This window comes from Stenotrophomonas maltophilia, from assembly GCF_047782825.1.
In the GTDB taxonomy this organism is placed as follows: Bacteria; Pseudomonadota; Gammaproteobacteria; order Xanthomonadales; family Xanthomonadaceae; genus Stenotrophomonas.
Genome location: NZ_CP180589.1, coordinates 3,402,478 through 3,423,523 on the forward strand (window position 1 = coordinate 3,402,478; position 21,046 = coordinate 3,423,523).

21 protein-coding genes are annotated in these 21,046 nt (G+C 67.1%); 13 read left to right on the top strand and 8 right to left on the bottom strand.

Going from position 1 to position 21,046, the window contains the following annotated elements; translation table 11 throughout:
- The first annotated feature begins 54 nt into the window (after positions 1-54).
- Positions 55-954: a hypothetical protein gene (locus ACM2ZB_RS15705; protein WP_416058627.1), complete on the top strand. Its 900-nt coding sequence runs from the start codon at positions 55-57 to the stop codon at positions 952-954.
- A gap of 73 nt (positions 955-1,027) precedes the next feature.
- Here the strand turns inward: ACM2ZB_RS15705 and ACM2ZB_RS15710 are convergent, their stop codons facing one another.
- Positions 1,028-1,417: a RidA family protein gene (locus tag ACM2ZB_RS15710; RefSeq protein ID WP_108265652.1), complete on the bottom strand. Its 390-nt coding sequence runs from the start codon at positions 1,415-1,417 to the stop codon at positions 1,028-1,030.
- A 111-nt stretch (positions 1,418-1,528) separates the two neighbouring features.
- On the opposite strand from ACM2ZB_RS15710, the gene ACM2ZB_RS15715 reads away from it, so the two are divergent.
- Both ACM2ZB_RS15715 and dnaQ read left to right on the top strand, forming a co-directional pair.
- A complete protein-coding gene (locus ACM2ZB_RS15715) occupies positions 1,529-2,422 on the top strand; it encodes a LysR substrate-binding domain-containing protein (protein WP_416056133.1) in 894 nt (297 codons plus the stop codon).
- A gap of 55 nt (positions 2,423-2,477) precedes the next feature.
- Positions 2,478-2,987 carry a DNA polymerase III subunit epsilon gene (gene dnaQ / locus ACM2ZB_RS15720; protein WP_416056134.1) on the top strand — a complete coding sequence of 170 codons (510 nt, stop codon included), beginning with the start codon at positions 2,478-2,480 and terminating at the stop codon, positions 2,985-2,987.
- Positions 2,988-3,025: 38 nt separating this feature from the next.
- Here the strand turns inward: dnaQ and ACM2ZB_RS15725 are convergent, their stop codons facing one another.
- Positions 3,026-4,252, bottom strand: coding sequence for a glycosyltransferase (locus tag ACM2ZB_RS15725; RefSeq protein ID WP_416056135.1), 1,227 nt, complete (start codon positions 4,250-4,252; stop codon positions 3,026-3,028).
- Between the two features lie 289 nt (positions 4,253-4,541).
- Here ACM2ZB_RS15725 and rpmB point away from each other — a divergent pair, with 289 nt between their 5' ends.
- The 6 genes from rpmB (at position 4,542) to ACM2ZB_RS15755 (ending at position 10,690) form a co-directional block, all read left to right on the top strand.
- A complete protein-coding gene (rpmB, locus tag ACM2ZB_RS15730) occupies positions 4,542-4,778 on the top strand; it encodes a 50S ribosomal protein L28 (protein WP_005411638.1) in 237 nt (78 codons plus the stop codon).
- Positions 4,779-4,788: 10 nt separating this feature from the next.
- On the top strand, positions 4,789-4,956 hold the full coding sequence (gene rpmG / locus ACM2ZB_RS15735; protein WP_170272460.1) for a 50S ribosomal protein L33: 168 nt from the start codon (positions 4,789-4,791) through the stop codon (positions 4,954-4,956).
- A 206-nt stretch (positions 4,957-5,162) separates the two neighbouring features.
- A complete protein-coding gene (cls, locus tag ACM2ZB_RS15740; protein ID WP_313437178.1) occupies positions 5,163-6,581 on the top strand; it encodes a cardiolipin synthase in 1,419 nt (472 codons plus the stop codon).
- A gap of 45 nt (positions 6,582-6,626) precedes the next feature.
- Positions 6,627-8,048: an FAD/NAD(P)-binding protein gene (locus tag ACM2ZB_RS15745; protein WP_416056136.1), complete on the top strand. Its 1,422-nt coding sequence runs from the start codon at positions 6,627-6,629 to the stop codon at positions 8,046-8,048.
- 83 nt (positions 8,049-8,131) lie between these two features.
- Entirely contained in the window at positions 8,132-10,324 is a 2,193-nt protein-coding gene (uvrD, locus tag ACM2ZB_RS15750; protein ID WP_416056137.1) for a DNA helicase II, read from the top strand.
- 39 nt (positions 10,325-10,363) lie between these two features.
- On the top strand, positions 10,364-10,690 hold the full coding sequence (locus ACM2ZB_RS15755) for a low molecular weight protein tyrosine phosphatase family protein (RefSeq protein ID WP_416056138.1): 327 nt from the start codon (positions 10,364-10,366) through the stop codon (positions 10,688-10,690).
- Between the two features lie 92 nt (positions 10,691-10,782).
- Here ACM2ZB_RS15755 and ACM2ZB_RS15760 read toward each other — a convergent pair whose 3' ends face one another.
- Positions 10,783-11,412: a hypothetical protein gene (locus ACM2ZB_RS15760; protein ID WP_313436532.1), complete on the bottom strand. Its 630-nt coding sequence runs from the start codon at positions 11,410-11,412 to the stop codon at positions 10,783-10,785.
- A gap of 148 nt (positions 11,413-11,560) precedes the next feature.
- On the opposite strand from ACM2ZB_RS15760, the gene ACM2ZB_RS15765 reads away from it, so the two are divergent.
- Positions 11,561-12,115 carry a hypothetical protein gene (locus ACM2ZB_RS15765; RefSeq protein WP_416056139.1) on the top strand — a complete coding sequence of 185 codons (555 nt, stop codon included), beginning with the start codon at positions 11,561-11,563 and terminating at the stop codon, positions 12,113-12,115.
- Positions 12,116-12,209: 94 nt separating this feature from the next.
- On the opposite strand, the gene ACM2ZB_RS15770 is transcribed toward ACM2ZB_RS15765, so the two are convergent.
- Positions 12,210-12,356, bottom strand: a complete 147-nt coding sequence (locus ACM2ZB_RS15770) for a hypothetical protein (RefSeq protein ID WP_416056140.1) — start codon at positions 12,354-12,356, stop codon at positions 12,210-12,212.
- Positions 12,357-12,558: 202 nt separating this feature from the next.
- Here ACM2ZB_RS15770 and ACM2ZB_RS15775 point away from each other — a divergent pair, with 202 nt between their 5' ends.
- Positions 12,559-13,005, top strand: coding sequence for a universal stress protein (locus tag ACM2ZB_RS15775; protein ID WP_416056141.1), 447 nt, complete (start codon positions 12,559-12,561; stop codon positions 13,003-13,005).
- A gap of 150 nt (positions 13,006-13,155) precedes the next feature.
- On the opposite strand, the gene ACM2ZB_RS15780 is transcribed toward ACM2ZB_RS15775, so the two are convergent.
- Complete coding sequence (locus ACM2ZB_RS15780; protein ID WP_313436543.1) at positions 13,156-13,440, bottom strand: DUF2782 domain-containing protein; 285 nt, start codon at positions 13,438-13,440, stop codon at positions 13,156-13,158.
- 97 nt (positions 13,441-13,537) lie between these two features.
- Between ACM2ZB_RS15780 and polA the strand changes: the two genes are divergently transcribed.
- Positions 13,538-16,312: a DNA polymerase I gene (gene polA, locus ACM2ZB_RS15785; RefSeq protein ID WP_416056142.1), complete on the top strand. Its 2,775-nt coding sequence runs from the start codon at positions 13,538-13,540 to the stop codon at positions 16,310-16,312.
- A gap of 381 nt (positions 16,313-16,693) precedes the next feature.
- Entirely contained in the window at positions 16,694-17,167 is a 474-nt protein-coding gene (locus ACM2ZB_RS15790) for a DUF421 domain-containing protein (RefSeq protein WP_313436549.1), read from the top strand.
- A 50-nt stretch (positions 17,168-17,217) separates the two neighbouring features.
- Here ACM2ZB_RS15790 and ACM2ZB_RS15795 read toward each other — a convergent pair whose 3' ends face one another.
- The 3 genes from ACM2ZB_RS15795 to ACM2ZB_RS15805 form a co-directional block, all read right to left on the bottom strand.
- Positions 17,218-18,381, bottom strand: a complete 1,164-nt coding sequence (locus tag ACM2ZB_RS15795; protein ID WP_416056143.1) for a hypothetical protein — start codon at positions 18,379-18,381, stop codon at positions 17,218-17,220.
- Positions 18,382-18,477: 96 nt separating this feature from the next.
- Positions 18,478-19,374: an oxygen-dependent coproporphyrinogen oxidase gene (hemF, locus tag ACM2ZB_RS15800; RefSeq protein WP_416056144.1), complete on the bottom strand. Its 897-nt coding sequence runs from the start codon at positions 19,372-19,374 to the stop codon at positions 18,478-18,480.
- A 54-nt stretch (positions 19,375-19,428) separates the two neighbouring features.
- The gene (locus tag ACM2ZB_RS15805; protein ID WP_416056145.1) at positions 19,429-21,039 is read right to left on the bottom strand and encodes a hypothetical protein; all 1,611 of its coding nucleotides are present in this window, start codon (positions 21,037-21,039) and stop codon (positions 19,429-19,431) included.
- Positions 21,040-21,046: the final 7 nt, after the last annotated feature.

Sequence of the window (21,046 nt, forward strand, 5' to 3'; positions counted from 1 at the left end):
CGAGCCCATGCTCGGCTGCTGTCGCGCGACCAGCCGCCCCGGTAGGTGTCGACCTTGGTCGACCCGTTTTTCGACCCCCGACACATTGCCGGCCAGCGGCCGGCACTACCGATCTGCAGGCAGCTTCGCGATCACTTTGATCTAGAACTGGATCCCATACAGCCAGGTCACTCCGATACCGGTCAGGGTCGGGAGGCGGACGTTGCTTGGCAGATCGCACCGGCTCCAATCCATGCGCACCAGCGCCTGCTTGTCGGGATTGGCTCTTGGTGGGAAAGGCCGGGGCCGGGAAAATTCCGGCAACACGCCGCAGAAGCCCAGAGAATCGCCTCGATGAACTACTACGCGCTATCCCAGGCAAATCCGCCAGGATGCCCCTCGTACTATCTGGACGCTCAGCTTCACGACAAGTTCTATCCTTTCCATCCTGCTGTTTCCCATGGCCGATTCCCTTGGTACGCCAGGGCCAGAACTGACATGGCACGGGTCTTTACAGACACCATGGTGCTGGTTGGCCCTGAGGCGAGTCATTCCAACGACATCGTCCGCATTACCTCGCACATTTACATTGCAAGCCAGAAGTTCCTGGAAGCCTGCCTAAAATTTGATGCCAAGATGATCGACTTCAGGCGCATTCCTCATGTTTCAGAGAAGGGATGGACGACTTCGACGAGTGAGTACAGTGCCATCATCTTCCATGAGACCTGCCTCTCCTCCGTCGCCTCTGAGGAAAACCAGATGGCGTATAGCAAGTATGGAGAGTCTCGCAGGATCAAGAAGCTGCGCGTGAAAAGCTCCTTCAAAGAACACTTGTTCCGGCTTAAAAACATGGAAGGCTCCAGCAACACCTTGATCTGCTCGGAGGACTTTCGTGCTTACGTCGGGGATAGTCTCAGCGGCGTCGAATTTGTTGATACCGCGGATGTGGAGTGGCCGCGAATCAAGCCGATCTGACTCACCCGACGACATGTAAGTAGGCGAGCGCAGGTCAACGCCCGTCGTTGCCGGCCAGCGGCCGGCACCCGTGTCACGGCAGCTTCGCGATCACCTTGATCTCGAACTGGAACCCATACAGCCAGGTCACGCCGATACCAGTCAGGGTCGGGTGCGGTGCTTCGCCCCAGTACTCGGGCACGATGGCCCAGGCTTTTTCGAAGTTGGTTTCCGGGTCGACCAGAAACACGGTTACGTCGATCACGTCGTCGAACGTGCAGCCGGCCGCGGCCAGCACCGCGTTGAGATTGTCGAAGGCGCGGCGCACCTGGGTCTCGAAGTCCGGTTCGGGCGAGCCGTCCTCGCGGCTGCCGACCTGGCCGGAGACGAACAGGAAGCCATTGGACCGGATCGCAGGTGAGTAACGGTTACGCTCGTACAGCGCCTGCCGGCCGGCGGGAAAGACGACATCACGGTGGGACATAAGGACGGATTCCAGAGGGGAGGGCACCATCCTCCCCGCTGCCGCTGTCTGGATAAACCGCGATGATGTGCCTAGATTGATTGGCAATTCCAAACAATCAGGGACGCTGACATGGACCGCTTCGAGGCGATGCGGGCATTTGCCCGCGTGGTGGAGACCGGCAGCTTCACCCGCGCCGCGCAGACCCTGCAGATCAGTCGCACCACGGTGACCCAGCTGGTGCAGCAGCTGGAGGCGCACCTGCGGCTGCGCCTGCTCAACCGCACTACGCGCCGGGTCAGCGTCACCGCCGATGGCGCGGCCTATTACCCGCGCATCGCCCGCCTGCTGGCCGAACTGGAAGAGGTGGAAGGCGGGCTGGGCGATGCCGCCAGCCAGCCGCGCGGGCGCCTGCGCATCGACGTGCCCGGTCCGTACGCGCGTCTGCGGCTGGTGCCGGCGCTGCCGGATTTCCACGCGCGCTATCCGGACATCCAGCTGGACATCGGCGTCAGCGACCGCGAGGTGGATGTCATCGCCGACAACGTGGACTGCGTGATCCGCGGCGGTGCGCCCGCCGATCCGGCGCTGGTGGCGCGGCCGCTGGCCAGCCTGCCGATCGGCTTCCACGCCAGCCCTGCTTACCTGCAGCGCTTCGGTGTGCCCGCGCATCCGCGCGCGCTGGAAGGGCCGGACCATCACATGGTCGGCTTCCTCAGCCCGCGCACCGGCCGCGCACGTGTGTTCATCGCCCAGCGCGGTGATGAGCGCATTGAAGTACAGGGCCGCCATGCGGTCGGCTTCGATGATGGCAATGCCTACCTGGCCGCCGGCGTGGCGGGCCTGGGCGTGGTCGCGCTGCCCAGCTACATGGCCGAACCGCATGTGGCCCGCGGCGAGCTGCTGCCGGTGCTGCAGGACTGGCGACTGCCGTCGATGCCGATGCACGTGATGTTTCCGCCGAACCGGCACATGAGCCAGCGCCTGCGGGTGTTCATCGATTGGGTGGTGGAGGCGTTGGGGTGACACGCGCCGGGCATGCGAAAATCCACACTGCACGCGCCAGGAAACCGCCACACGCATGAGCCGCATCGTCGCACTGGATACCGAAACCACCGGCATTTCCCACCGCCTGGGGCACCGGGTGATCGAAATCGGTGCCGTCGAACTGATCGATGGCCAGCTCACCGGCCGCCAGTTTCACACCTACCTGCAGCCGCAGCGCAGGGTCGATTGGGGCGCACAGCGCGTGCACGGCATCAGCGATGCGATGCTGGTGGGCAAGCCACTGTTCTCCAGCAAGGCGGCCGAACTGCTGGACTTCCTGCGCGGCAGCGAGATGGTCGCGCACAACGCCACCTTCGATGTGGGCTTCCTCGACAACGAACTGCGCCTGGCCGGTATTCCCGGCAGCCTGGCCCAGCATTGCCGCATCACCTGCAGCCTGAAGCTGGCACGTGGGCGCTGGCCCGGCCAGGGCAACAAGCTCGATGATGTGCTGCAGCGCCTGCGCATTCCCGGCAATCGCGGCCTGCATGGCGCACTGAAGGATGCGCATCTGCTGGCGCAGGTGATTCCGCACCTGCGTTGATGCGGTGATGGGCGGGGCAGCCGAGCACGGGCTCGGCTCTACAGAGTGGCCGCAGAGGGCTGAAGCCAGCGTTCGATCGTCGCCACGCCCGTGGCCACGCCATCCTCGCTGGCCATCGCTGCGCCCAAGGCAGCGGCACGTGTGCGCGTAGCGCCGTCCTCTGCGAAGGCGATGGCTGCTGCGAGCGCCGATGCACCCAGCCGCGCCGGCGACAGCGGCGCGGGCGCAACCCCTAGCGCCTGCAAACGCCGCGCCCAGAAAAACTGATCGGCCGCGAACGGCATCACCAGTGAAGGAATGCCGGCACGGCATGCCGAATGCGTGGTGCCGCTGCCGCCATGGTGGATGGCCAGCGCGCAGCGCGGGAACAGCGCTTCATGCGGGGTGGGGCCGAGCACGAACACATTGTCTGGCAGTGCACCGGACGGCAGCCCGGCCCAGCCCGGGAACAACAGCACGCGGCGCGGCGCCAAGGCCCGCAGCAGGGCCGGCAATACACGCTCGCGGTCGAACCCGGTCATGCTGCCGAAGCCCAGGTAGACCGGTGCGGGGCCGGCGTCGAGGAAGGCCTGCAGGCCGGCCGGTGGCGACCACGGTTGCTCGGGCATGCGCCATTGGCCGCAGACCACGTGATCGGCCGGCCAGTCGCGTGGGGGTGGCAGCAGCTGCGGGGAAATGCCGTACAGCATCGGCAGGTCGTTCCACAGTTCGCGGCGCGGCCTCTGGCCCAGCGTTGCGCGTGCAGCATTGATGGGGCCACGGAAGGTGCGCCACACCGTCTGGTTGACCACCCCGTAGCTGGCCCGTCGCAGGAACGCCGGCAGCGGCAACGGCGGCAGGAACGGCGATGCGAAGTCGCCGGTCGGGGTCAGCGGGATCATGCCCGTGCCGATCGCAGGCAGGCCGTGCCGCTCCGCCACGCTCAGACCGACCAGCGCCGCCAGTCCGCCGGTCAGCACCGCATCACAGCCGGCGCTGGCGGCATCGGCCTGTGCCATCCATGCCGGTATATGGCGCCCGGCCATGCGGGCCAACCCGCGCGAGGCGGCGGTCAGGCCGTTGCCGCGCGCGACCAGAGCCACCACCTCGTCATGGATGTCGCCTTCCAACGACGCATGCGGCACGTCCAGATCGCGCGCGCTGCCCAGCGTGCCGGCTTCGGCCAACAGCAGCACGTCGTGGCCAGCCTGGCGCAGTCCGTGGCACAGCATCACCAGCGGCCGGGTGTCGCCTTCGGTTCCATAGGTCAGGGCCAGCAGTCGCATCCGGGCCTCGCATCCGGGCGGCAAGGGGCGGCCAGTATGCGCAGCACCGGCATGAACGGGGTGTGCCACGTTCAGCCCCGGCCTGTGGGTAAGTTGCGCAAGTGCTTGAACCCGTGCATAATGCGCGGCTCGCTGTGTCCGGTTTCGTGCCGGGCGGCGCCCCCGGGAGCACGTCCCCGGCCGCCCAACGCCAGCGTAACCCTTTGATTCTCTTGACGTGTGGTGGGCAACCATCGAGGCCGCCGTCTCCCGGGCTACGGGCTGACACAACTTACTATCGAGGTGCGCAATGTCCCGCGTATGCCAGGTTTCCGGCAAGCGAGTGCAGACGGGTAACAACGTCTCGCACGCCAACAACAAGACCCGTCGTCGTTTCCTGCCGAATCTGCACGAGCGCCGCTTCTGGGTTGCCAGCGAAAACCGCTGGGTGAAGCTTCGTGTTTCCGCGCATGCACTGCGCACCATCGACAAGAACGGTATCGATTCCGTTCTGGCTGAGCTGCGTGCGCGCGGCGAAAAGGTCTGAGGAGTAGACGATCATGGCAGGCAAGCGCGATAAGGTCCGTATGATTTCGACCGCGGGTACCGGTCACTTCTACACGACCGACAAGAACAAGAAGAACACCCCGGGGAAGATGGAATTCTCCAAGTACGATCCGGTCGTGCGCAAGCACGTCCCGTACAAGGAAGGCAAGATCAAGTAATCCGCGAGGATTGCTGGTCGCTTCCGAAAAAACCCGCCCATGTGGCGGGTTTTTTTGTGGCTGTCGCTCCCACCGGGGCGGGGCGCGTCCATGTAGAGTCGAGCCATGCTCGACTGCGCTCCAGGCGGGCCTATGGCACTCGAGCAAGCTCGACTCTACACACCCCGCTGGGCAGAATGGCCCTACACCTCCCGACGGGCGACGCGATGCTGTTCGAGTGGCTGCTGGGTTCGTACCTGCTGTTGATCGATTGGCTGATCCGGCTGGTCGCGCTGTGCTGGATCCCCACCCGCACCACGCCGGGGGCGGCGCGCAGCTGGCTGCTGCTGGTCGGCTTCGTCCCGCTGCTGGGCCTGCCGCTGTACCTGCTGTTCGGCCACCCGTGGCTGTCGCGCGAACGCATCCGCCGGCAGGCCGAGGCGTCCCAGGTCATCCGCGAGGAGCAGGCGCTGCAGCGCCGCCTGTGCTGGAAGCCCGCCGCCGATACTGCCAGCGCCGAGATCGTGCCGCTGGTGCAGCGCCAGGGTGACTTCATGCCGGTGCACGGCAATGCGGTCGACCTGCTGACCGACTACGACGATTCGCTGCACACCCTCATTGCCGATATCGACCAGGCCGAGGACCGCGTCCACCTGCTGTACTACCTGATGTTCGACGACGCGGTGGGCGAGGCCATTGTCGAAGCGCTGCAGCGTGCCGCCGCGCGTGGCGTGCAGTGCCGCGTGCTGCTGGATGCGGTGGGCGCCAAGCGCGGCCTGCGCGCCTACCGCAAGCGCCTGCAGGCCCGCGACGTTGAAGTGCGGGCGATGCTGCCCGGCGGCCTGCGCTGGCGCCGCAGCGGGCGCATGGACCTGCGCAACCACCGCAAGATCGCGGTCATCGACAACGCCGTGGCCTACGTCGGCTCGCAGAATCTGGCCGGGCCCCGGTTCGTACCCGGCCACCCGAACCGGGAGCTGGTCGCGCGCGTGCGTGGCCCGGCGGTGGCGCACCTGGAAGCGGTGTTCGCCAGCGACTGGTACATGGAAACCGGCCAGCGCCTGGACGTGATCGCCGATGTGCCGGTGTGCAGCGAGGACATCGCCACCCAGCTGCTGCCCAGTGGCCCGGCCTATCCCTACAGCAACGCGCGCGACGCGGTGGCGGCGCTGATCCACCTGGCGCGGCGGCGGCTGGTGATGGTCACGCCGTACTTCGTGCCCGACGAAGCGACCCTGAGCGCGCTGCGCATCGCCGCCTTGTCCGGCGTGCAGGTGCAGCTGATCCTGTCGGCCAGCAACAACCAGCGGCTGACCTCGTGGGCGCAGGAGGCGTACTACGACGAACTGCTGCGCTGCGGCGTGCAGATCGCCTTGTACGAACCGCAGTTCCTGCATGCCAAGCACATGAGCGTGGACGAGGACATCGCCGTGCTGGGCTCGATCAACATGGATATCCGCTCGTTTGCGCTGAATGCCGAGATCGGCCTGATCTGCTACGACCGTGCCCTGGTGCAGCAGCTGTGCGCCATCGAGGATGATTACCTGCGCCAGTCGCGTCTGCTGGACCTGGAGCAGTGGCGCAGACGGCCTGCCTGGCGCCGCAGCCGGGAAGGCATCGCGCGGCTGGCCGATGCGCTGATGTGACCGGGTGCCGGTCGCCTGTTCCGGCACTCCGGCCTGTCACCTGCCATGGCCTACAATCGGCGCATGACTGATTCACCGCGTAATGGCGAACTGGACCTTGCAATCATCGGCGGTGGTGCGGCCGGGGTGCTGGTGGCGATCCAGGTGTTGCGCCAGGCCAGGGCGCCGCTGGCGTTGGCGATCTTTGAACCCGCCTCGCAGTTGGCCCAGGGCATTGCCTATGCCACGCCGTGGCCGGAGCACCTGCTGAACGTGCCGGCGGTGAAGATGAGCGCCTTCCCCGACCAGCCCGGCGATTTCCTCGATTATCTGCTGGCCATCGATGCCTACCCGGGCGAGCCGCGCGAGGTGCTGGGCGAGCGTTACGCAAGCCGCCACCATTTCGCCGCCTACCTGCAGCAGCGCCTGCAGGATGCCGTGGCTGCAAGCCCGGCGCGGCTGCAGGTGCTCGCGCAGCCGGTGCTGGGCCTGCAGCCGGATGACCATGGCTACCAGCTGCAACTGGGCGGCGGGCACACACGGCATGCGGCGCAGGTGGTGCTTGCCACCGGCAACAGCATGCGCCCGCTGCCGGTGTCCGGCGCAGATGCGCTGCCCACCGATGATGTGATCGAAGCCTGGGACTACGACGGCGTCCGCACCCTGGCCGGTGCGCATGCCCTGGCCATCGTTGGTTCCGGCCTGAGCATGGCCGACACCGTGCTGGCACTGGTGGCCGCCGGCCATACCGGCCCGCTGCACGTGATCTCGCGCCACGGCCTGCTGCCATTGCCGCATGCGCATGGCGGCCTGCCGGATTTCGATCCGGCCACGCTGCTGCCGATGACCCTGCGCCAGCGCATGCATGCCCTGCGTGGCTACGCCCGGCAGGCGCAGGCCGATGGCCTGCCGTGGCAGGGCGTGATGGACCGCATCCGCCCGCACGGGCAGGCGCTGTGGTGCAGCCTGGACGGCGCCGACCAGCGTCGCTTCCTGCGCCATGTGGTGCGCTATTGGGACGTGCACCGCCACCGCATCGCCGAACAGGTGCATGCGCAGCTGCAGGCCCTGCAGGACAGCGGGCAGCTGCACCTCCACCGCGCCCGCCTGCAACGCGTCGGCCGCGAAGGCGAGCGCCTGTGGCTGTCCGGCCGCGAAGCGGCGGGCGGTGAACGGCAGTGGACGATCGGCGGCGTGATCAATGCCACTGGCGTGGAAACCCGCGCCAGCGCGCTGCGCAACCCCCTGCTGCAGCAGTTGCAGGCCGATGGCCTGGCACGGCCTGGTCCGCATGGGCTGGGGCTGGACAGCACGGTGCCGGGTGATCGCCTGCTTGGTGCCAATGGCCAACCGCAGGCGCGGCTGGGCGTGCTGGGCAGCCTGCGCATCGGCAGCCTGTGGGAAAGCCTGGCCGTGCCTGAACTGCGTCAGCAGGCGCAGGCGCTGGCAACGCAGATGGTCGCAGGAGCCGCGACGGCGATGCCGTAAAATGGGGGCATGGATGTCTCCCACCTGCTTGATGGACGCAGATGGTCGCAGGAGCCGCGACGGCGATGCCGTAAAATGGGGGCATGGATGTCTCCCACCTGCTTGATGGCCTGAACCCGGCCCAGCGCGAAGCCGTCTCCGCTCCCCCCGGCCACCACCTGGTGCTGGCCGGTGCCGGTTCCGGCAAGACCCGCGTACTCACCCACCGTATCGCCTGGCTGCATGAAGTCGAAGGCGTGCCGACCCACGGCATTTTCGCGGTGACCTTCACCAACAAGGCCGCCGGCGAGATGCGCCACCGCATCGACGCGCAGCTGCCGCATGGCAGCCGCGGCATGTGGATCGGTACCTTCCACGGCCTGGCCAACCGCCTGCTGCGCCTGCACTGGCAGGACGCAAAGCTGCCCGAAGGCTTCCAGGTGATGGATTCGGACGACCAGCTGCGCCTGGTCAAGCGCGTGGTGCAGGCGCTGGAGATCGACGACAGCAAGCACCCGCCCAAGCAGATCGCCTGGTGGATCAACGAACAGAAGGATGAGGGCCGCCGCCCGCAGCACATCCAGCCCGAACCGCATGATGCGTGGCTGGAAACCATGCGCCAGGCCTACATCGAGTACCAGGCGCGCTGTGACCGTGCCGGCCTGGTCGACTTCGCCGAACTGCTGCTGCGCGCGCATGAACTGCTGCGCGACAACCCGGCGCTGCTGGCGCACTACCGCGCGCGCTTCCGCGAAATCCTGGTGGACGAGTTCCAGGATACCAATGCCATCCAGTACGCCTTCGTGCGCGTTCTGGCGGGCGATTCGGGCCACGTTTTCGTGGTCGGTGACGATGACCAGGCCATCTACGGCTGGCGCGGCGCCAAGGTCGAGAACGTGCAGGGCTTCCTGCGCGATTTCCCCGGCGCGCAGACCATCCGCCTGGAGCAGAACTACCGCTCCACTGCCAACATCCTGGGTGCCGCCAACGCGGTGATCGCGCACAACCCCGACCGCATCGGCAAGCAGCTGTGGACCGACAGCGGCGACGGCGAGCCGATCGACCTGTACGCGGCGTACAACGAGATGGACGAGGCGCGCTACATTGTCGAGCGTGCCCGCCAGTGGGTGCGTGATGGTGGCAGCTACACCGAAGTGGCCGTGCTCTACCGCAGCAACGCGCAGTCGCGCGCGCTGGAAGAAGCCCTGCTGAGCGAACAGGTGCCGTACCGCGTGTACGGCGGCATGCGCTTCTTCGAACGTGCCGAGATCAAGGATGCGCTGGCCTATCTGCGCCTGCTGTCCAACCGCAACGACGATGCCGCCTTCGAGCGTGCGGTGAATACCCCGACGCGTGGCATCGGCGAGCGCACCCTGGATGAGGTGCGCCGCGAGGCACGCGCGCAGGGCATTTCGCTGTGGGAAGCCACCATGCTGGTCACCCAGGGCAGTGCGCTGGCCGCGCGCGCCCGCAACGCGCTGGCCGGCTTCCTGGTGCTGGTGAATGAACTGCAGGCGCAGACCCTGCACATGACCCTGGCCGAGCGCGTGGACCACGTGCTGGCGCGCTCGCTGCTGCGCGAGCACTGGAGCAAGGAAAGCCGCAATTCGCTGGATTCGGAATCGCGCACCGACAACCTCGACGAACTGGTCTCGGTCGCCTCGCGCTTCCTGCGCCGCGCCGATGACATCGAAGAAGTGGGCGAGGACATGGACGAGCTGGTCGCGTTCCTGGCCTACGCCGCGCTGGAGGCCGGTGAAGGCCAGGCGCAGGCGGGCGAGGAGGGCGTGCAGCTGATGACCCTGCACTCGGCCAAGGGCCTGGAATTCCCGCTGGTGTTCCTGGCCGGCATGGAAGACGGCCTGTTCCCGAGCGCGCGTTCGCTGGAAGAAAGTGGACGCCTGGAAGAAGAGCGCCGGCTGGCCTACGTGGGCATTACCCGCGCACGGCAGAAGCTGGTGCTGTGCTACGCCGAATCGCGCCGCATCCACGGCCAGGACAACTACAGCCTGCCGTCGCGCTTCCTGCGCGAGATCCCGCGCGAGCTGCTGCACGAAGTGCGCCCCAAGGTGCAGGTCTCGCGGCCGGCATCGCTGGGCAGCAGCCGGGTGATGGGCCATGCCTCCATCGAGGCACCGCCGCTGAAGCTGGGCGCGCTGGTCACCCATCCCAAGTTCGGCGAAGGCATGGTGACCGACTACGAAGGCAGCGGCGCCCACGCCCGCGTGCAGGTCGAGTTCGCCGACGCCGGCAGCAAGTGGCTGGTGATGGCGTATGCCAACCTGACGGTCATCTGATCACAGTCGGGGGGCGGGAACTCCTGTAGAGCCGAGCCCATGCCCCGCAACGTGCTCTTCCTATGCAGCCAGAACCGCCTGCGCAGCCCGACAGCCGAGCAGGTCTTCGCCGATTGGCCGGGAATTGAAACCGCCTCGGCCGGGCTGCTGGCCGACGCCGAGGAAGTGCTCAGCCCGGAGCTGCTGCAGTGGGCGGACCTGGTGTTCGTGATGGAGCGCGCCCACCGCAACCGCCTGTCCAGCCGCTACAAGGCATGGCTGAACGGCAAGCGGGTGATCTGCCTGGATATTCCCGATGACTACGACTACATGGATCCGGTGCTGGTCGAGCTGCTAAAGCGCAAGGTGCCACCGTTCCTGCGCTGAGCATGGGTGTTGTAGAGCCGAGCCCATGCTCGGCTGCTTCTGGCGGGAAAAGCAGCCGAGCATGGGCTCGGCTCTACCAGAAGGGCAGAGCCTCAGTCCTGGGCCTTTGAGCCGGCCGCCGCGTCCTGCGCGGACATGTTCTGTTTGAAGTTCGCCGTGAAATCAGTGACGGCACGTTCCAGCGCCTTTTCCCAGTTTTCCGGCGAAACCACCTGGAACACATTGGTGCCATGGCCCTTGGCGGTGAACGAACGGGCCCGGTCGCCGTCGTGGGTGGTCACTTCGACAGACAGATCCGCGACCATCTGCTGCGCCCAGCCGGCAGCACGCCAGAAGTTGAAGGGTGCCCTGACCACGAACTCGTTCATTGACGCCTCCAGGCGAAGGCATTGCGCATCGCACTGGTCGGCAGTGCGATAACCCATGTTGCGCAGTGCCTGGATGATGATCTCGCGGGTCTTGTCGGACGTCGTGCCCGATTCCAGGACGAGGTTGAAACCATTGCCGTTGCGGACCTCTCCGCCAACATTCCTGACTCGATCCGATGCGGGAACAAGGGAAAGGAAGTCTGACGGACGATTGTCCCGTACAGGGCCGACCACGACCGTTGTGCCCTGTTCCGGATTCACCCGGATGTCCGGCACGTTCACGCGCACCACTTCGGTGCGGATGCCGCAGCCGGTGAGGAGCAGCAGCAACGAAAGACCAATGATCGACTTCATGTATTCCCCCTGTTGGAATGGTGTCCTTGCCCTGCGCATTATCGCGTGGGCCGCAGGAAACGGGAGTGGCTTTGGTCAGGGCTGGGAACGTCTGCCGAGCATGGGCTCGGCTCTACAATAGGCCCCACACCTTCCAGGAATGCCCCCCATGACCGAACCCACCCTGCACGTCACCGTGAAGTTGAATGCGAAGCTGCAGCCCGAGCATCGCCACGAGCTGTTCGAGGATCCGCTCGATGCGCTGCTGCAGGCGGCCCAGGTGGGCGAGCTGACCGGCGGCGGCACTGCGATGTCCGACCTGGGCGAAGTGGAATACGGCGATATCGAAGTGGCGCTGGTCGATGCGGACGGCGTGCCGAAGCTGATCGACCTGCTGGAACAGCTGGGCGCGCCGAAGGGTTCGCAGGTGCAGGGCGCGGGCGAGGCTGATCGTGGCTTCGGCGTCACCGAGGGGCTGGGCATCTACCTGGATGGCCTGAACCTGCCGGACGAGGTCTACGAACAGTGCGATTCCAACCACGTGTTCGAGCAGCTGTCCGAGAGCATCGACGGCATCGGTGAGATCTGCAGCTGGTGGCAGGGCCCGACCGAAACCGCGCTGTACATGTACGGCGAATCGTTCGAGAAGATGCGTGATGCAATCGCCGGATTCGTGGCCAGCTACCCGCTGTGCCAGAACGCACGCGTGGTGCAGATCGCCTGAGCGCAGGCGTCTGGCGGCAGGTGCCAACCTTGGTTGGCACGATGTAGTCGGTCGCGGAGAGCAGCCGAGCATGGCTCGGCTCTACAGAAGGGTGTTATCGACGTGCCGTCTGCTGCGCGTTATCGCGCAGGGCCAGATCCTTGCCGACCTGGTAGCCGCCGTAGAACAGCGCGAATACAGCGGCGACGGCCAGCAGAACGGTGCGCGGGGTCATCAACGGTGGCTGCTTGCGGTCGGGCATGTCAGTCATCCTCGGGGCGGCGGTTGGCCGCCGGGCAAGAATGCGCCGTGCCTTGGGGACATGCAAGGCACGGTGAGCGGGGCCCTCTGCGCCGCTCAGGTACGACTGCCTGCTGCCGGATTGATCCAGCTCAAGGCGCGGTGTGCACATCCGGTGTGCAATGGTGTCGTTCCCATCCGGCAGATCGCCACGGAGCCCCACCATGTACACGCGCATCCTGATCGCCACCGACGGCTCGGAGCTGGCCGACAAGGGTCTGGCCAAGGGCCTGGAGCTGGCCAAGGACCTCAACGCCGAGGTCGATATCGTGACGGTTTCCGAGCCGTGGGCCGTGGGCATGTACGACGCCATGGGCTGGAGCGTGGGCTACATGAACAGCCCCGAGTACAAGGCTGACCGCGAGGAAGGCGCGCAGAAGGTGCTGCAGCCGGCGCTGGCCAAGGCCGCCGAGCAGGGCATTACCGCCAATCCGGTGCATGTGCTGGACCGCTATGCGGCCGACGGCATCATCGAGACGGCGGGCGAGCGCAACAGCGACCTGATCGTGATGACCTCGCACGGCCGCCGCGGCGTGACCCGCGTGCTGCTGGGCAGCCAGACCGCCGAAGTGCTGGCACGCAGCACCCTGCCGGTGCTGGTCATCCGCTGATCCACACCCACTGATTCAAGCGTTCCCGGGGAGGGGACCCGACGCCGGCCGCAGGATGCGCGCCGGCGTTGTTTTTTGTGGGCGCCGTGCCGATTGCCATGATGGGGGTCAGAGCCCTTTCCTGCGGAAAGGGATCCGGCCCCGGTCACATCACCAGCTGTACAGCTTCCAATACACCGGCGACACCGCTTCCCTGTCGTTGTCCATGCGGCCATCGCCGTTCTTGTCGTACATGTAGAACGGGGCGCCGCGCGACGGGGTTACCTTCACCATGCGCAGCTGGCCGGACACGCGGTACTCCTCGATGACATCGCCGTTGTCCATGGTGCGGCTGGACACATCGGCGCCCTTGACGTCCACCGGGGGAGCGCCCGCACCGCCCATGCTGGCGCAGCCAGCAAGCAGGAGCAGGGGAGCCAGCATCAGGGTTTTCATCGGCGGGGCCTTGGCCTGGATCGGGCCTTGATTATGCCCCATCGCCACGTCGCTGCCGTGTCGCCGCGGTGCAGGCGGGGGCGCGTAGAATCGTCGCATGAGCAGATTAGTCCTGATCGACGGGTCCAGTTACCTGTACCGCGCGTTCCACGCGCTGCCGCCCCTATCCAATGCACAGGGCGAGCCCACCGGCGCGCTGTTCGGCGTGGTCAACATGCTGCGCTCCACCCTGAAGGAGCGCCCGGCCTACGTGGCCTTCGTGGTCGATGCGCCAGGCAAGACCTTCCGTGACGACCTGTACGACCAGTACAAGGCCAACCGCCCGCCGATGCCCGACGAACTGCGCAGCCAGGTCGAGCCGATGTGCCGCATCGTCGAAGCGCTGGGCATCAGCATCCTGCGCATTCCCGGCGTGGAAGCCGACGATGTGATCGGCACGCTGGCCCTGCAGGGCCTGGCGCAGGACCTGAAGGTGACCATTTCCACCGGCGACAAGGACTTCGCGCAGCTGGTGCGCCCGGGCATCGAACTGGTCAATACCATGACCGGCAGCCGCATGGATTCGGACGCAGCGGTGATGGAGAAGTTCGGCGTGCGCGCCGACCAGATCATCGACCTGCTGGCGCTGATGGGCGACACCGTGGACAACGTGCCCGGCGTGGAGAAGTGCGGCCCCAAGACCGCCGCCAAGTGGCTGGCCGAATACCAGCACCTGGACGGTGTCATCGCCGCCGCGCCGGCCATGAAGGGCAAGATCGGCGAGAACCTGCGCGCGGCGCTGGAGCGCCTGCCGCTGAACCGCGAGCTGGTCACCATCCGCACCGACGTCGAGCTGGAGGCTTCGCCGACCACCCTGGCCCTGCGCGAGCAGGATGTGCCGGTGCTGACCGAGCTGTACGCCCGCTACGGCTTCACCCAGGCGCTGAAGGAGCTGGGCGGCCCGCTGCCGGCGCCCGCCGCTGCCAGCGAAGCCACCCCCAGCGTGCGTGGCACTGCCGCCGGGTTCGCCCGTGGCAGCGCGGAGGCACCGGCCGCTGGCGAGATCGACCCGGCCCTGGCGGCGCCGGGTGAGTACGAAACCGTGCTGACCGCCGAGCAGCTGCAGGCCTGGGTCGAGCGCGTGCAGCAGGCCGAGCTGATCAGCTTCGATACCGAAACCGATGCGCTGGATGCCATGCGCGCGCGCCTGGTCGGCGTCAGCCTGGCGGTGGAGCCGGGCAAGGCCGCCTACATCCCGGTCGGCCACGATTACCCGGGGGCACCGGCACAGCTGCCGCTGCAGCAGGTGCTGGATGCGCTGCGCCCGGTGCTGCAGGACCCGGCGAAGAAGAAGCTGGGCCAGCACGGCAAGTACGACCTGCACGTGCTGCGCCGCCATGGCGTGGACGTGCAGGGCTACCACGACGACACCATGCTCGAGAGCTTCGTGCTCAATTCCACCGCCACCCGCCACGACATGGATTCGCTGGCCCTGCGTTACCTGGGCTACAGCACCATCAAGTTCGAAGATGTGGCCGGCAAGGGCGCCAAGCAGATTCCGTTCTCGCAGGTGGGCATCGACGAGGCCAGCCGCTATGCGGCCGAGGATGCCGACATCACCCTGCGCCTGCACCGCGCGCTGCAGCCGCAGCTGCTGGCCGAGCCGAGCCTGGACAGCGTGTACCGCGACATCGAGATGCCGCTGGTGCCGGTGCTGGCCAGCATCGAAGCCAACGGCGTGCGCATCGACACCGATGAACTGCGCCGGCAGAGCCACGACCTGTCCTCGCGCATGCTGGCCGCGCAGCAGAAGGCCACCGAACTGGCCGGCCGCAGCTTCAACCTGGATTCGCCCAAGCAGCTGCAGGCGGTGCTGTTCGATGAGCTGAAGCTGCCGGCGGTGGTGAAGACCCCCAAGGGCCAGCCCAGCACCAATGAAGAGGCACTGGAGGCGATTGCCGACCAGCACGAACTGCCGCGGGTGATCCTGGAGTACCGCGGCCTGGCCAAGCTGCGCAGCACCTACACCGACAAGCTGCCGGAAATGGTCAACCCGGACACCGGCCGCGTACACACCAGCTACCACCAGTCCGGTGCTGCGACCGGCCGCCTGTCCTCGTCCGACCCGAACCTGCAGAACATCCCGATCCGCACCGAGGATGGCCGCCGCATCCGCCGCGCGTTCATCGCCCCGGAAGGCATGCAGTTGCTGGCGGCCGACTATTCGCAGATCGAGCTGCGGATCATGGCCCACCTGTCCGAGGACCCAGGCCTGGTGCGTGCCTTCGAACAGGGCGCCGACGTGCACCGCGCCACCGCCGCCGAGGTGTTCGGGCGCGCGCTGGACGAGGTGACCGCCAACGAGCGCCGTGCCGCCAAGGCCATCAACTTCGGCCTGATGTACGGCATGAGCGCCTTCGGCCTGGCCCGCAACCTGGGCATCGACCGCGGCCAGGCGCAGGACTACGTGGCGCTGTACTTCAGCCGCTACCCGGGCGTGCGCGACTTCATGGAGCGCATGCGCCAGCAGGCGCGTGACCAGGGCTATGTGGAAACCCTGTTCGGCCGCCGCCTGTACCTGAACGACATTCATGCACGTAACCAGGGCCTGCGCGCCGGTGCCGAGCGTGCGGCGATCAACGCGCCAATGCAGGGCACGGCGGCGGACATCATCAAGCGGGCGATGGTGTCGGTGGACCAGTGGCTGCACGAAAGCGGCGCCCCGGCGCGCATGATCCTGCAGGTGCACGATGAACTGGTCTTCGAAGCCGAGGCCGGGTTCATCGACGAGCTGCGGGAGAATGTCGTCCAACGCATGTCGCAAGCGGCACAGTTGCGGGTGCCGCTGGTGGTCGACACCGGCATCGGCAGCAACTGGGACGAGGCGCACTGATTCGCATTCAGGCTAAAAGCGGCATGAATCGTTCATTTGCGCGGTTTTTCTGACTCGAAGATGAATGTTTCCGACAGGGGCCCACAATAAATTGGGCCCCTTCACGAACCGTTAGTGTTCGGGGTGTTTCTATAACTCTCGACAGGCGCAACGCCTGTTGTGGATCTCTCCCATCCCCTGGAGCAGATCTCGGAACGGGGACTCCTCCCCAAGTGCCCGTTCCCCGGCCCCGTTGACCTCCCCCTGGTCAGCGGGGCTTTTTATTTGTGCCGCCTGAATCCCGGATGGGGTCCCGGATGGGGTCAGATCCCTTTGCCCGTCGGGCAAAGGGATCTGACCCCGGATGCTAGGCTTGGCCATCGCTCAGCAGGGGAACCCGCAATGCCCGATCTGTTCGCCCTGGCGATGCCGTGGTGGGAATTCGTCCTGCGCGCGGTGGTGGTCTATGTCGTCGTGCTGGGCATGGTCCGGCTCAGCGGCAAGCGCGCGCTGGGGCAGATCACCCCGTTCGACGTGCTGCTGATCGTGCTGCTGGGCAATGCCGTGCAGAACGCGCTGCTGGGCACCGATACATCGCTGGGCGGTGGCCTGCTGCTGGCCGCCACGCTGATCCTGCTGAACTACGGCGTGGGCTGGCTGACCACCCGCAACCGGCGCATGGAACGCCTGATCGAAGGCGAGCCGGTGGTGATCGCCCGCGACGGGCGGCTGCTGGAGGCGGTGCTGCGCCGCGAGCTGGTCAGCACGGCCGACTTCGAAGCCGCGTTGCGCCAGCAGGGTTGCCTGCGGGTGGAGGACGTCGAACTGGCGCTGCTGGAAACCACCGGCCACATCACCATCATTCCGAAGAAGTAGCCTGGCGCCCGGTCAGCGCCGGGCATGTGCCCGGCGCTGATCCGCTTCGATCATGGCGTGCAGCGTTCGCCGCCTGCAGCCGGTTTGCGCTCGTAATAGGCGAAACGGTTGCCGCCATCGATACCGACCAGGTTGCCGTTCTGCAGCAGCTGCAGCACGAAGTCGCTGCCGAGTTCGCGATGGATGTGGATGCGGCCGTCGCGCAGGCTCGCGCGCAGTGGCTGTTCACGGCCACCGGCCTGGACCACGCCACCCGCGAGGAAACGAATCTGCGACAGCACGCTGCGTTCGGCCTCGAAGCTGCCACAGGGCAGCGTGGAAGCCGGCACCGGTGCAAGCGCCGGCGCGGCGGCGCTGGCGAGCACGGCAAGGTCTTCGGCCGGCGCACAGGCCGGGGCGTCCGCGCGCTGGGCACAGGACCGCTGCAGTGCATCGCGGGCCTGCTGCAGGCGGCCATTGCTCCACAGCGTTTCGGCGGCGTCGGCACAGAACGTTTCGCCGTGCTGCACGCGGCACAGCGCGTCCAGTTCATCCAGCTGTGCCGGTGGCAGCGGCGCCTCCACCGAGTGCTGCAGGCCGAGCACTGCCTTGCCCATCATTTCCGAGGCGACTTTCTCGGCCACCGCCATGCAACCCTCGGCATCGAACGACGGCGACGCCTCCCTGCAGATCTCGGGCATCGGCGGCTCGTCCACGTTCGGCGCCGCGTCCTTGGCCTGCTGCTGGTAGGTCTCCAGCAGCTGCATGCAGGCGGCGCCCACGCCCTCGGCGCACCAGGCATGCAGCTGCAGCGGTTCGGCCTCCGGCAAGGCCTCCAGGCACTCGGAGGTGTTCATCACGCAACCGCCCTCGATGGGCTCCGGCATCGTTTTGCAGGCGGCGGCGCTTTCACGGGTGAACTCGCGATAGGGCGCGCTGACCGTGCGGTCATCGTTCGAGAAGTACCAGTTTTCCAGGCGGCCGGTGGACAGGTTGCCGGTGCCGAGCACGTCTTCCTGGCGGACCATGCGCAGGTCCTCGGTGGCCTGGTAGGGGCCCGACAGGAAGCCGTGGCCTTCGCTTTCAATCGTCAGCGTGGTGTTGCCGCTGCTGTCCTTGTAGGTACCACAGGCCATCGACTGCGCGGCCGCCGGCACGCTGGCCGTGGCCAGCGCGAACACCAGCAGGAAGCGCCAGCCCGTAGTGCGGGGGCGGGGGAGAACAGCAGCAGGCATGGGCTCGTCCTTGAACGAAAAGTGCGGGGCCTGTCCGGTGCAGGGCGCACCACAGGCGGGGGAACGACGCCACGGCTCAGGCGTGGCGCCGGAAGATCAGATCCAGTCGCGCGGCACCAGGTAATCGGCCAGCCGCGCCTCGGCGCTGCCTGCCTCCGGGGTGAAGCCGTATTCCCAGCGCACCCGCGGCGGCAGGCTCATCAGGATGCTCTCGCTGCGGCCACCACTCTGCAGGCCGAACAGGGTGCCGCGGTCGTAGACCAGGTTGAATTCCACGTAGCGGCCGCGGCGGTACAGCTGGAACTCGCGTTCGCGTTCGCCGTAGGCGCTGTCCTTGCGTTGCTGCACGATCGGCAGATAGGCATCGAGGAAGCCATCGCCGACCGCGCGCAGGTAGTCGAAATCGCGTTCGAAGTCGCCGTGCAGGTCGTCGAAGAACAGGCCGCCGACGCCGCGTGTTTCGTTGCGGTGGCGCAGGAAGAAGTACTCGTCACACCAGCGCTTGTGCGCGGCATAGCGTTCTTCGCCGAACGGCGTGCACAGATCACGGGCCACCTGGTGCCAGTGCTGCACGTCTTCGTCGAAAGGATAGAACGGGGTCAGGTCGAAACCGCCGCCGAACCAGCTGGCCACCACTTCGCCATCGCGCTGGGCCTGGAAGAAGCGCACGTTGGCGTGGGTGGTGGGCACGTAGGGGTTGAGCGGGTGGAACACCAGCGACACGCCGGTGGCGCGCCAGGACGCACCGGCCAGTTCCGGGCGGTTGGCCGAGGCCGACGGCGGCAGGCGGCTGCCGGACACATCGGAAAAGCCGATGCCGGCCTGCTCGAACACCGCACCATCGCGCAGCACGCGGGTGCGCCCGCCACCGCCCTCGGCCCGCTGCCACAGGTCTTCCTGGAAGCGGGCCTGGCCGTCGGCGGCCTCGATGGCCACACAGATGCGGTCCTGCAGGTCGGTGAGGTAGGCGCGCACGCGCTCGAATTCGTTCATGGCGCGTACTTTACCGCAGGGCCTGCCCAAAGCTGCGGGCAGGCCCTGGCGGGCTCAGCGCTTGCGGTTGGAGTTGCGTGGCGGGGTGCCCCCGGCCGCCGCGTCTTCCATGGCCTTCTGCAGGGCGCGGCCCAGTTCCAGCGCGCTCCAGTTGCCGGTTTCCAGCACGTCGCAGGCGACGTGGCGGCCACTGCCATCGGCGTTGCACAGCTGCTCCAGCGTGGCATGGGCATCCACCTCGGGGCTTTCCCCGTGGGCGGTGACCAGGTTCTCGCAGCCCTCGCGCACGCCCGCGCGGCACACGGTGGTGAAGTGGCCGGCCGCCTGCGGCCACTGCCCGGACATCGCCAGGCGATTGCCCAGCACGTTGCAGCCCTGCAGCCTGCCTTGCGCGCAGCAGTCCTCGGCAGACCCGTCGGCCAGCGCCTGCGGGCAGTCCTGCGGCAGCGGCAGCACGGTGTACTGCTTCGGTGCGCTGCAGCTGGCCGGGCCATCGCCGGTGGCGGTGAACACCTGGTAGCGGGTCCACATATCCAGGCCCAGCAGCTGACCGCCCGGCAACGGACGCAGCACGAAGTCGCCGCCCTTGTCATGACGGATGCGGATGTCGCCGTCCTCGATACGCGCACGCAGCTGGCTGTTCCAGCCGGTGCCGACCAGGCCGGCATCGCCGAATGCCAGCGTATCCATCAAGCCGCCATCGGAATGGAAGTTGCCGCAGGGCAGGGCAGTCGCCGGTTGCGGCTTCAACGCGGTACCCACGGCCTGCAGGCCGGGCAGGTGGGCGCAGGCGGTGGCTTCGGCGCCCGTGCCGCAGGACAGGGCCAGTGCCTGCACCGCCTGCAGGTGGTCGCCCGATTCCCAGGCCAGCTCGGCCACCCGCGCGCAGAAGCGCTCATGGGGCCGCTGCTGGCACAACTGCAGCAGCTGCTGGCGCTGTCCGCTGGGAACCACCACCGGGGTGGACGGGGACATCATCGACTTCATCGTTTCGGCCATCGCCACGCCCATCACCGCCCTGGCGATCTTTTCCTGCAGCGCTTGATCGTCTTTCAGTGCGGCAGCACAGGCAGGCGTCTCCTTGTTGAAGCCCCCCTCGCGACAGGCGGCGGGCAGCTCGATGCTGGCCAACGCCGCATCGACGATAGCTTTCTGTCCGGATGCATCGGGCTTGGCCGGGGTACCGGCATCGTCATGCCAGCGATCGGCCAACTGCAGGCACATGCCGGGCACCCCTTCGCGGCAGGCGGCTTCCAGCACGGCCGGCGTCGCTTCGCGACGGTTGTCCAGGCAGGCCGCTGCATCGGCCAGGCAGCTTCCCTCAGCCGCAGCTGCCGCGTCGGCGCAGGTTGCCGGCTCCTGCAGCTTGAAGACCGTGCCATCCACCTCGACCGTGCGGCCGCGATCGCGTACCTGCAGTTCGCGGGGCAGCCCGTATTCCAGGCTCACCAGCTGCAGTTTCCCCTCGATCTGCTGGAACGCGACCGGAGACGGAGCGCTGCCGAAGTGCTTCTGCTCGCCACGGTTGGCTGATTGGATGCGCAGCGTGCCGCTGCCTTCTCCGGCCTTGAACAGGCCACACTGCGGTGATTGTGCGGCGGCCATCGGCGCAGCCAGCAGCAACGCCCAGGCCAGGCAGCGGCGGCGCGGTGCGGGTGAACGCATGTCGTCT

Bases quoted from the DNA above. Each gene is read 5' to 3' on its own strand.
- ACM2ZB_RS15710 (WP_108265652.1), bottom strand. From the start codon at position 1,417: ATGTCCCACCGTGATGTCGTCTTTCCCGCCGGCCGGCAGGCGCTGTAC.
- ACM2ZB_RS15715 (WP_416056133.1), top strand. From the start codon at position 1,529: ATGGACCGCTTCGAGGCGATGCGGGCATTTGCCCGCGTGGTGGAGACC.
- dnaQ (WP_416056134.1), top strand. From the start codon at position 2,478: ATGAGCCGCATCGTCGCACTGGATACCGAAACCACCGGCATTTCCCAC.
- ACM2ZB_RS15725 (WP_416056135.1), bottom strand. From the start codon at position 4,252: ATGCGACTGCTGGCCCTGACCTATGGAACCGAAGGCGACACCCGGCCG.
- rpmB (WP_005411638.1), top strand. From the start codon at position 4,542: ATGTCCCGCGTATGCCAGGTTTCCGGCAAGCGAGTGCAGACGGGTAAC.
- cls (WP_313437178.1), top strand. From the start codon at position 5,163: ATGCTGTTCGAGTGGCTGCTGGGTTCGTACCTGCTGTTGATCGATTGG.
- ACM2ZB_RS15745 (WP_416056136.1), top strand. From the start codon at position 6,627: ATGGCCTACAATCGGCGCATGACTGATTCACCGCGTAATGGCGAACTG.
- uvrD (WP_416056137.1), top strand. From the start codon at position 8,132: ATGGATGTCTCCCACCTGCTTGATGGCCTGAACCCGGCCCAGCGCGAA.
- ACM2ZB_RS15755 (WP_416056138.1), top strand. From the start codon at position 10,364: ATGCCCCGCAACGTGCTCTTCCTATGCAGCCAGAACCGCCTGCGCAGC.
- ACM2ZB_RS15760 (WP_313436532.1), bottom strand. From the start codon at position 11,412: ATGAAGTCGATCATTGGTCTTTCGTTGCTGCTGCTCCTCACCGGCTGC.
- ACM2ZB_RS15765 (WP_416056139.1), top strand. From the start codon at position 11,561: ATGACCGAACCCACCCTGCACGTCACCGTGAAGTTGAATGCGAAGCTG.
- ACM2ZB_RS15770 (WP_416056140.1), bottom strand. From the start codon at position 12,356: ATGCCCGACCGCAAGCAGCCACCGTTGATGACCCCGCGCACCGTTCTG.
- ACM2ZB_RS15775 (WP_416056141.1), top strand. From the start codon at position 12,559: ATGTACACGCGCATCCTGATCGCCACCGACGGCTCGGAGCTGGCCGAC.
- ACM2ZB_RS15780 (WP_313436543.1), bottom strand. From the start codon at position 13,440: ATGAAAACCCTGATGCTGGCTCCCCTGCTCCTGCTTGCTGGCTGCGCC.
- polA (WP_416056142.1), top strand. From the start codon at position 13,538: ATGAGCAGATTAGTCCTGATCGACGGGTCCAGTTACCTGTACCGCGCG.
- ACM2ZB_RS15790 (WP_313436549.1), top strand. From the start codon at position 16,694: ATGCCCGATCTGTTCGCCCTGGCGATGCCGTGGTGGGAATTCGTCCTG.
- ACM2ZB_RS15795 (WP_416056143.1), bottom strand. From the start codon at position 18,381: ATGCCTGCTGCTGTTCTCCCCCGCCCCCGCACTACGGGCTGGCGCTTC.
- hemF (WP_416056144.1), bottom strand. From the start codon at position 19,374: ATGAACGAATTCGAGCGCGTGCGCGCCTACCTCACCGACCTGCAGGAC.
- ACM2ZB_RS15805 (WP_416056145.1), bottom strand. From the start codon at position 21,039: ATGCGTTCACCCGCACCGCGCCGCCGCTGCCTGGCCTGGGCGTTGCTG.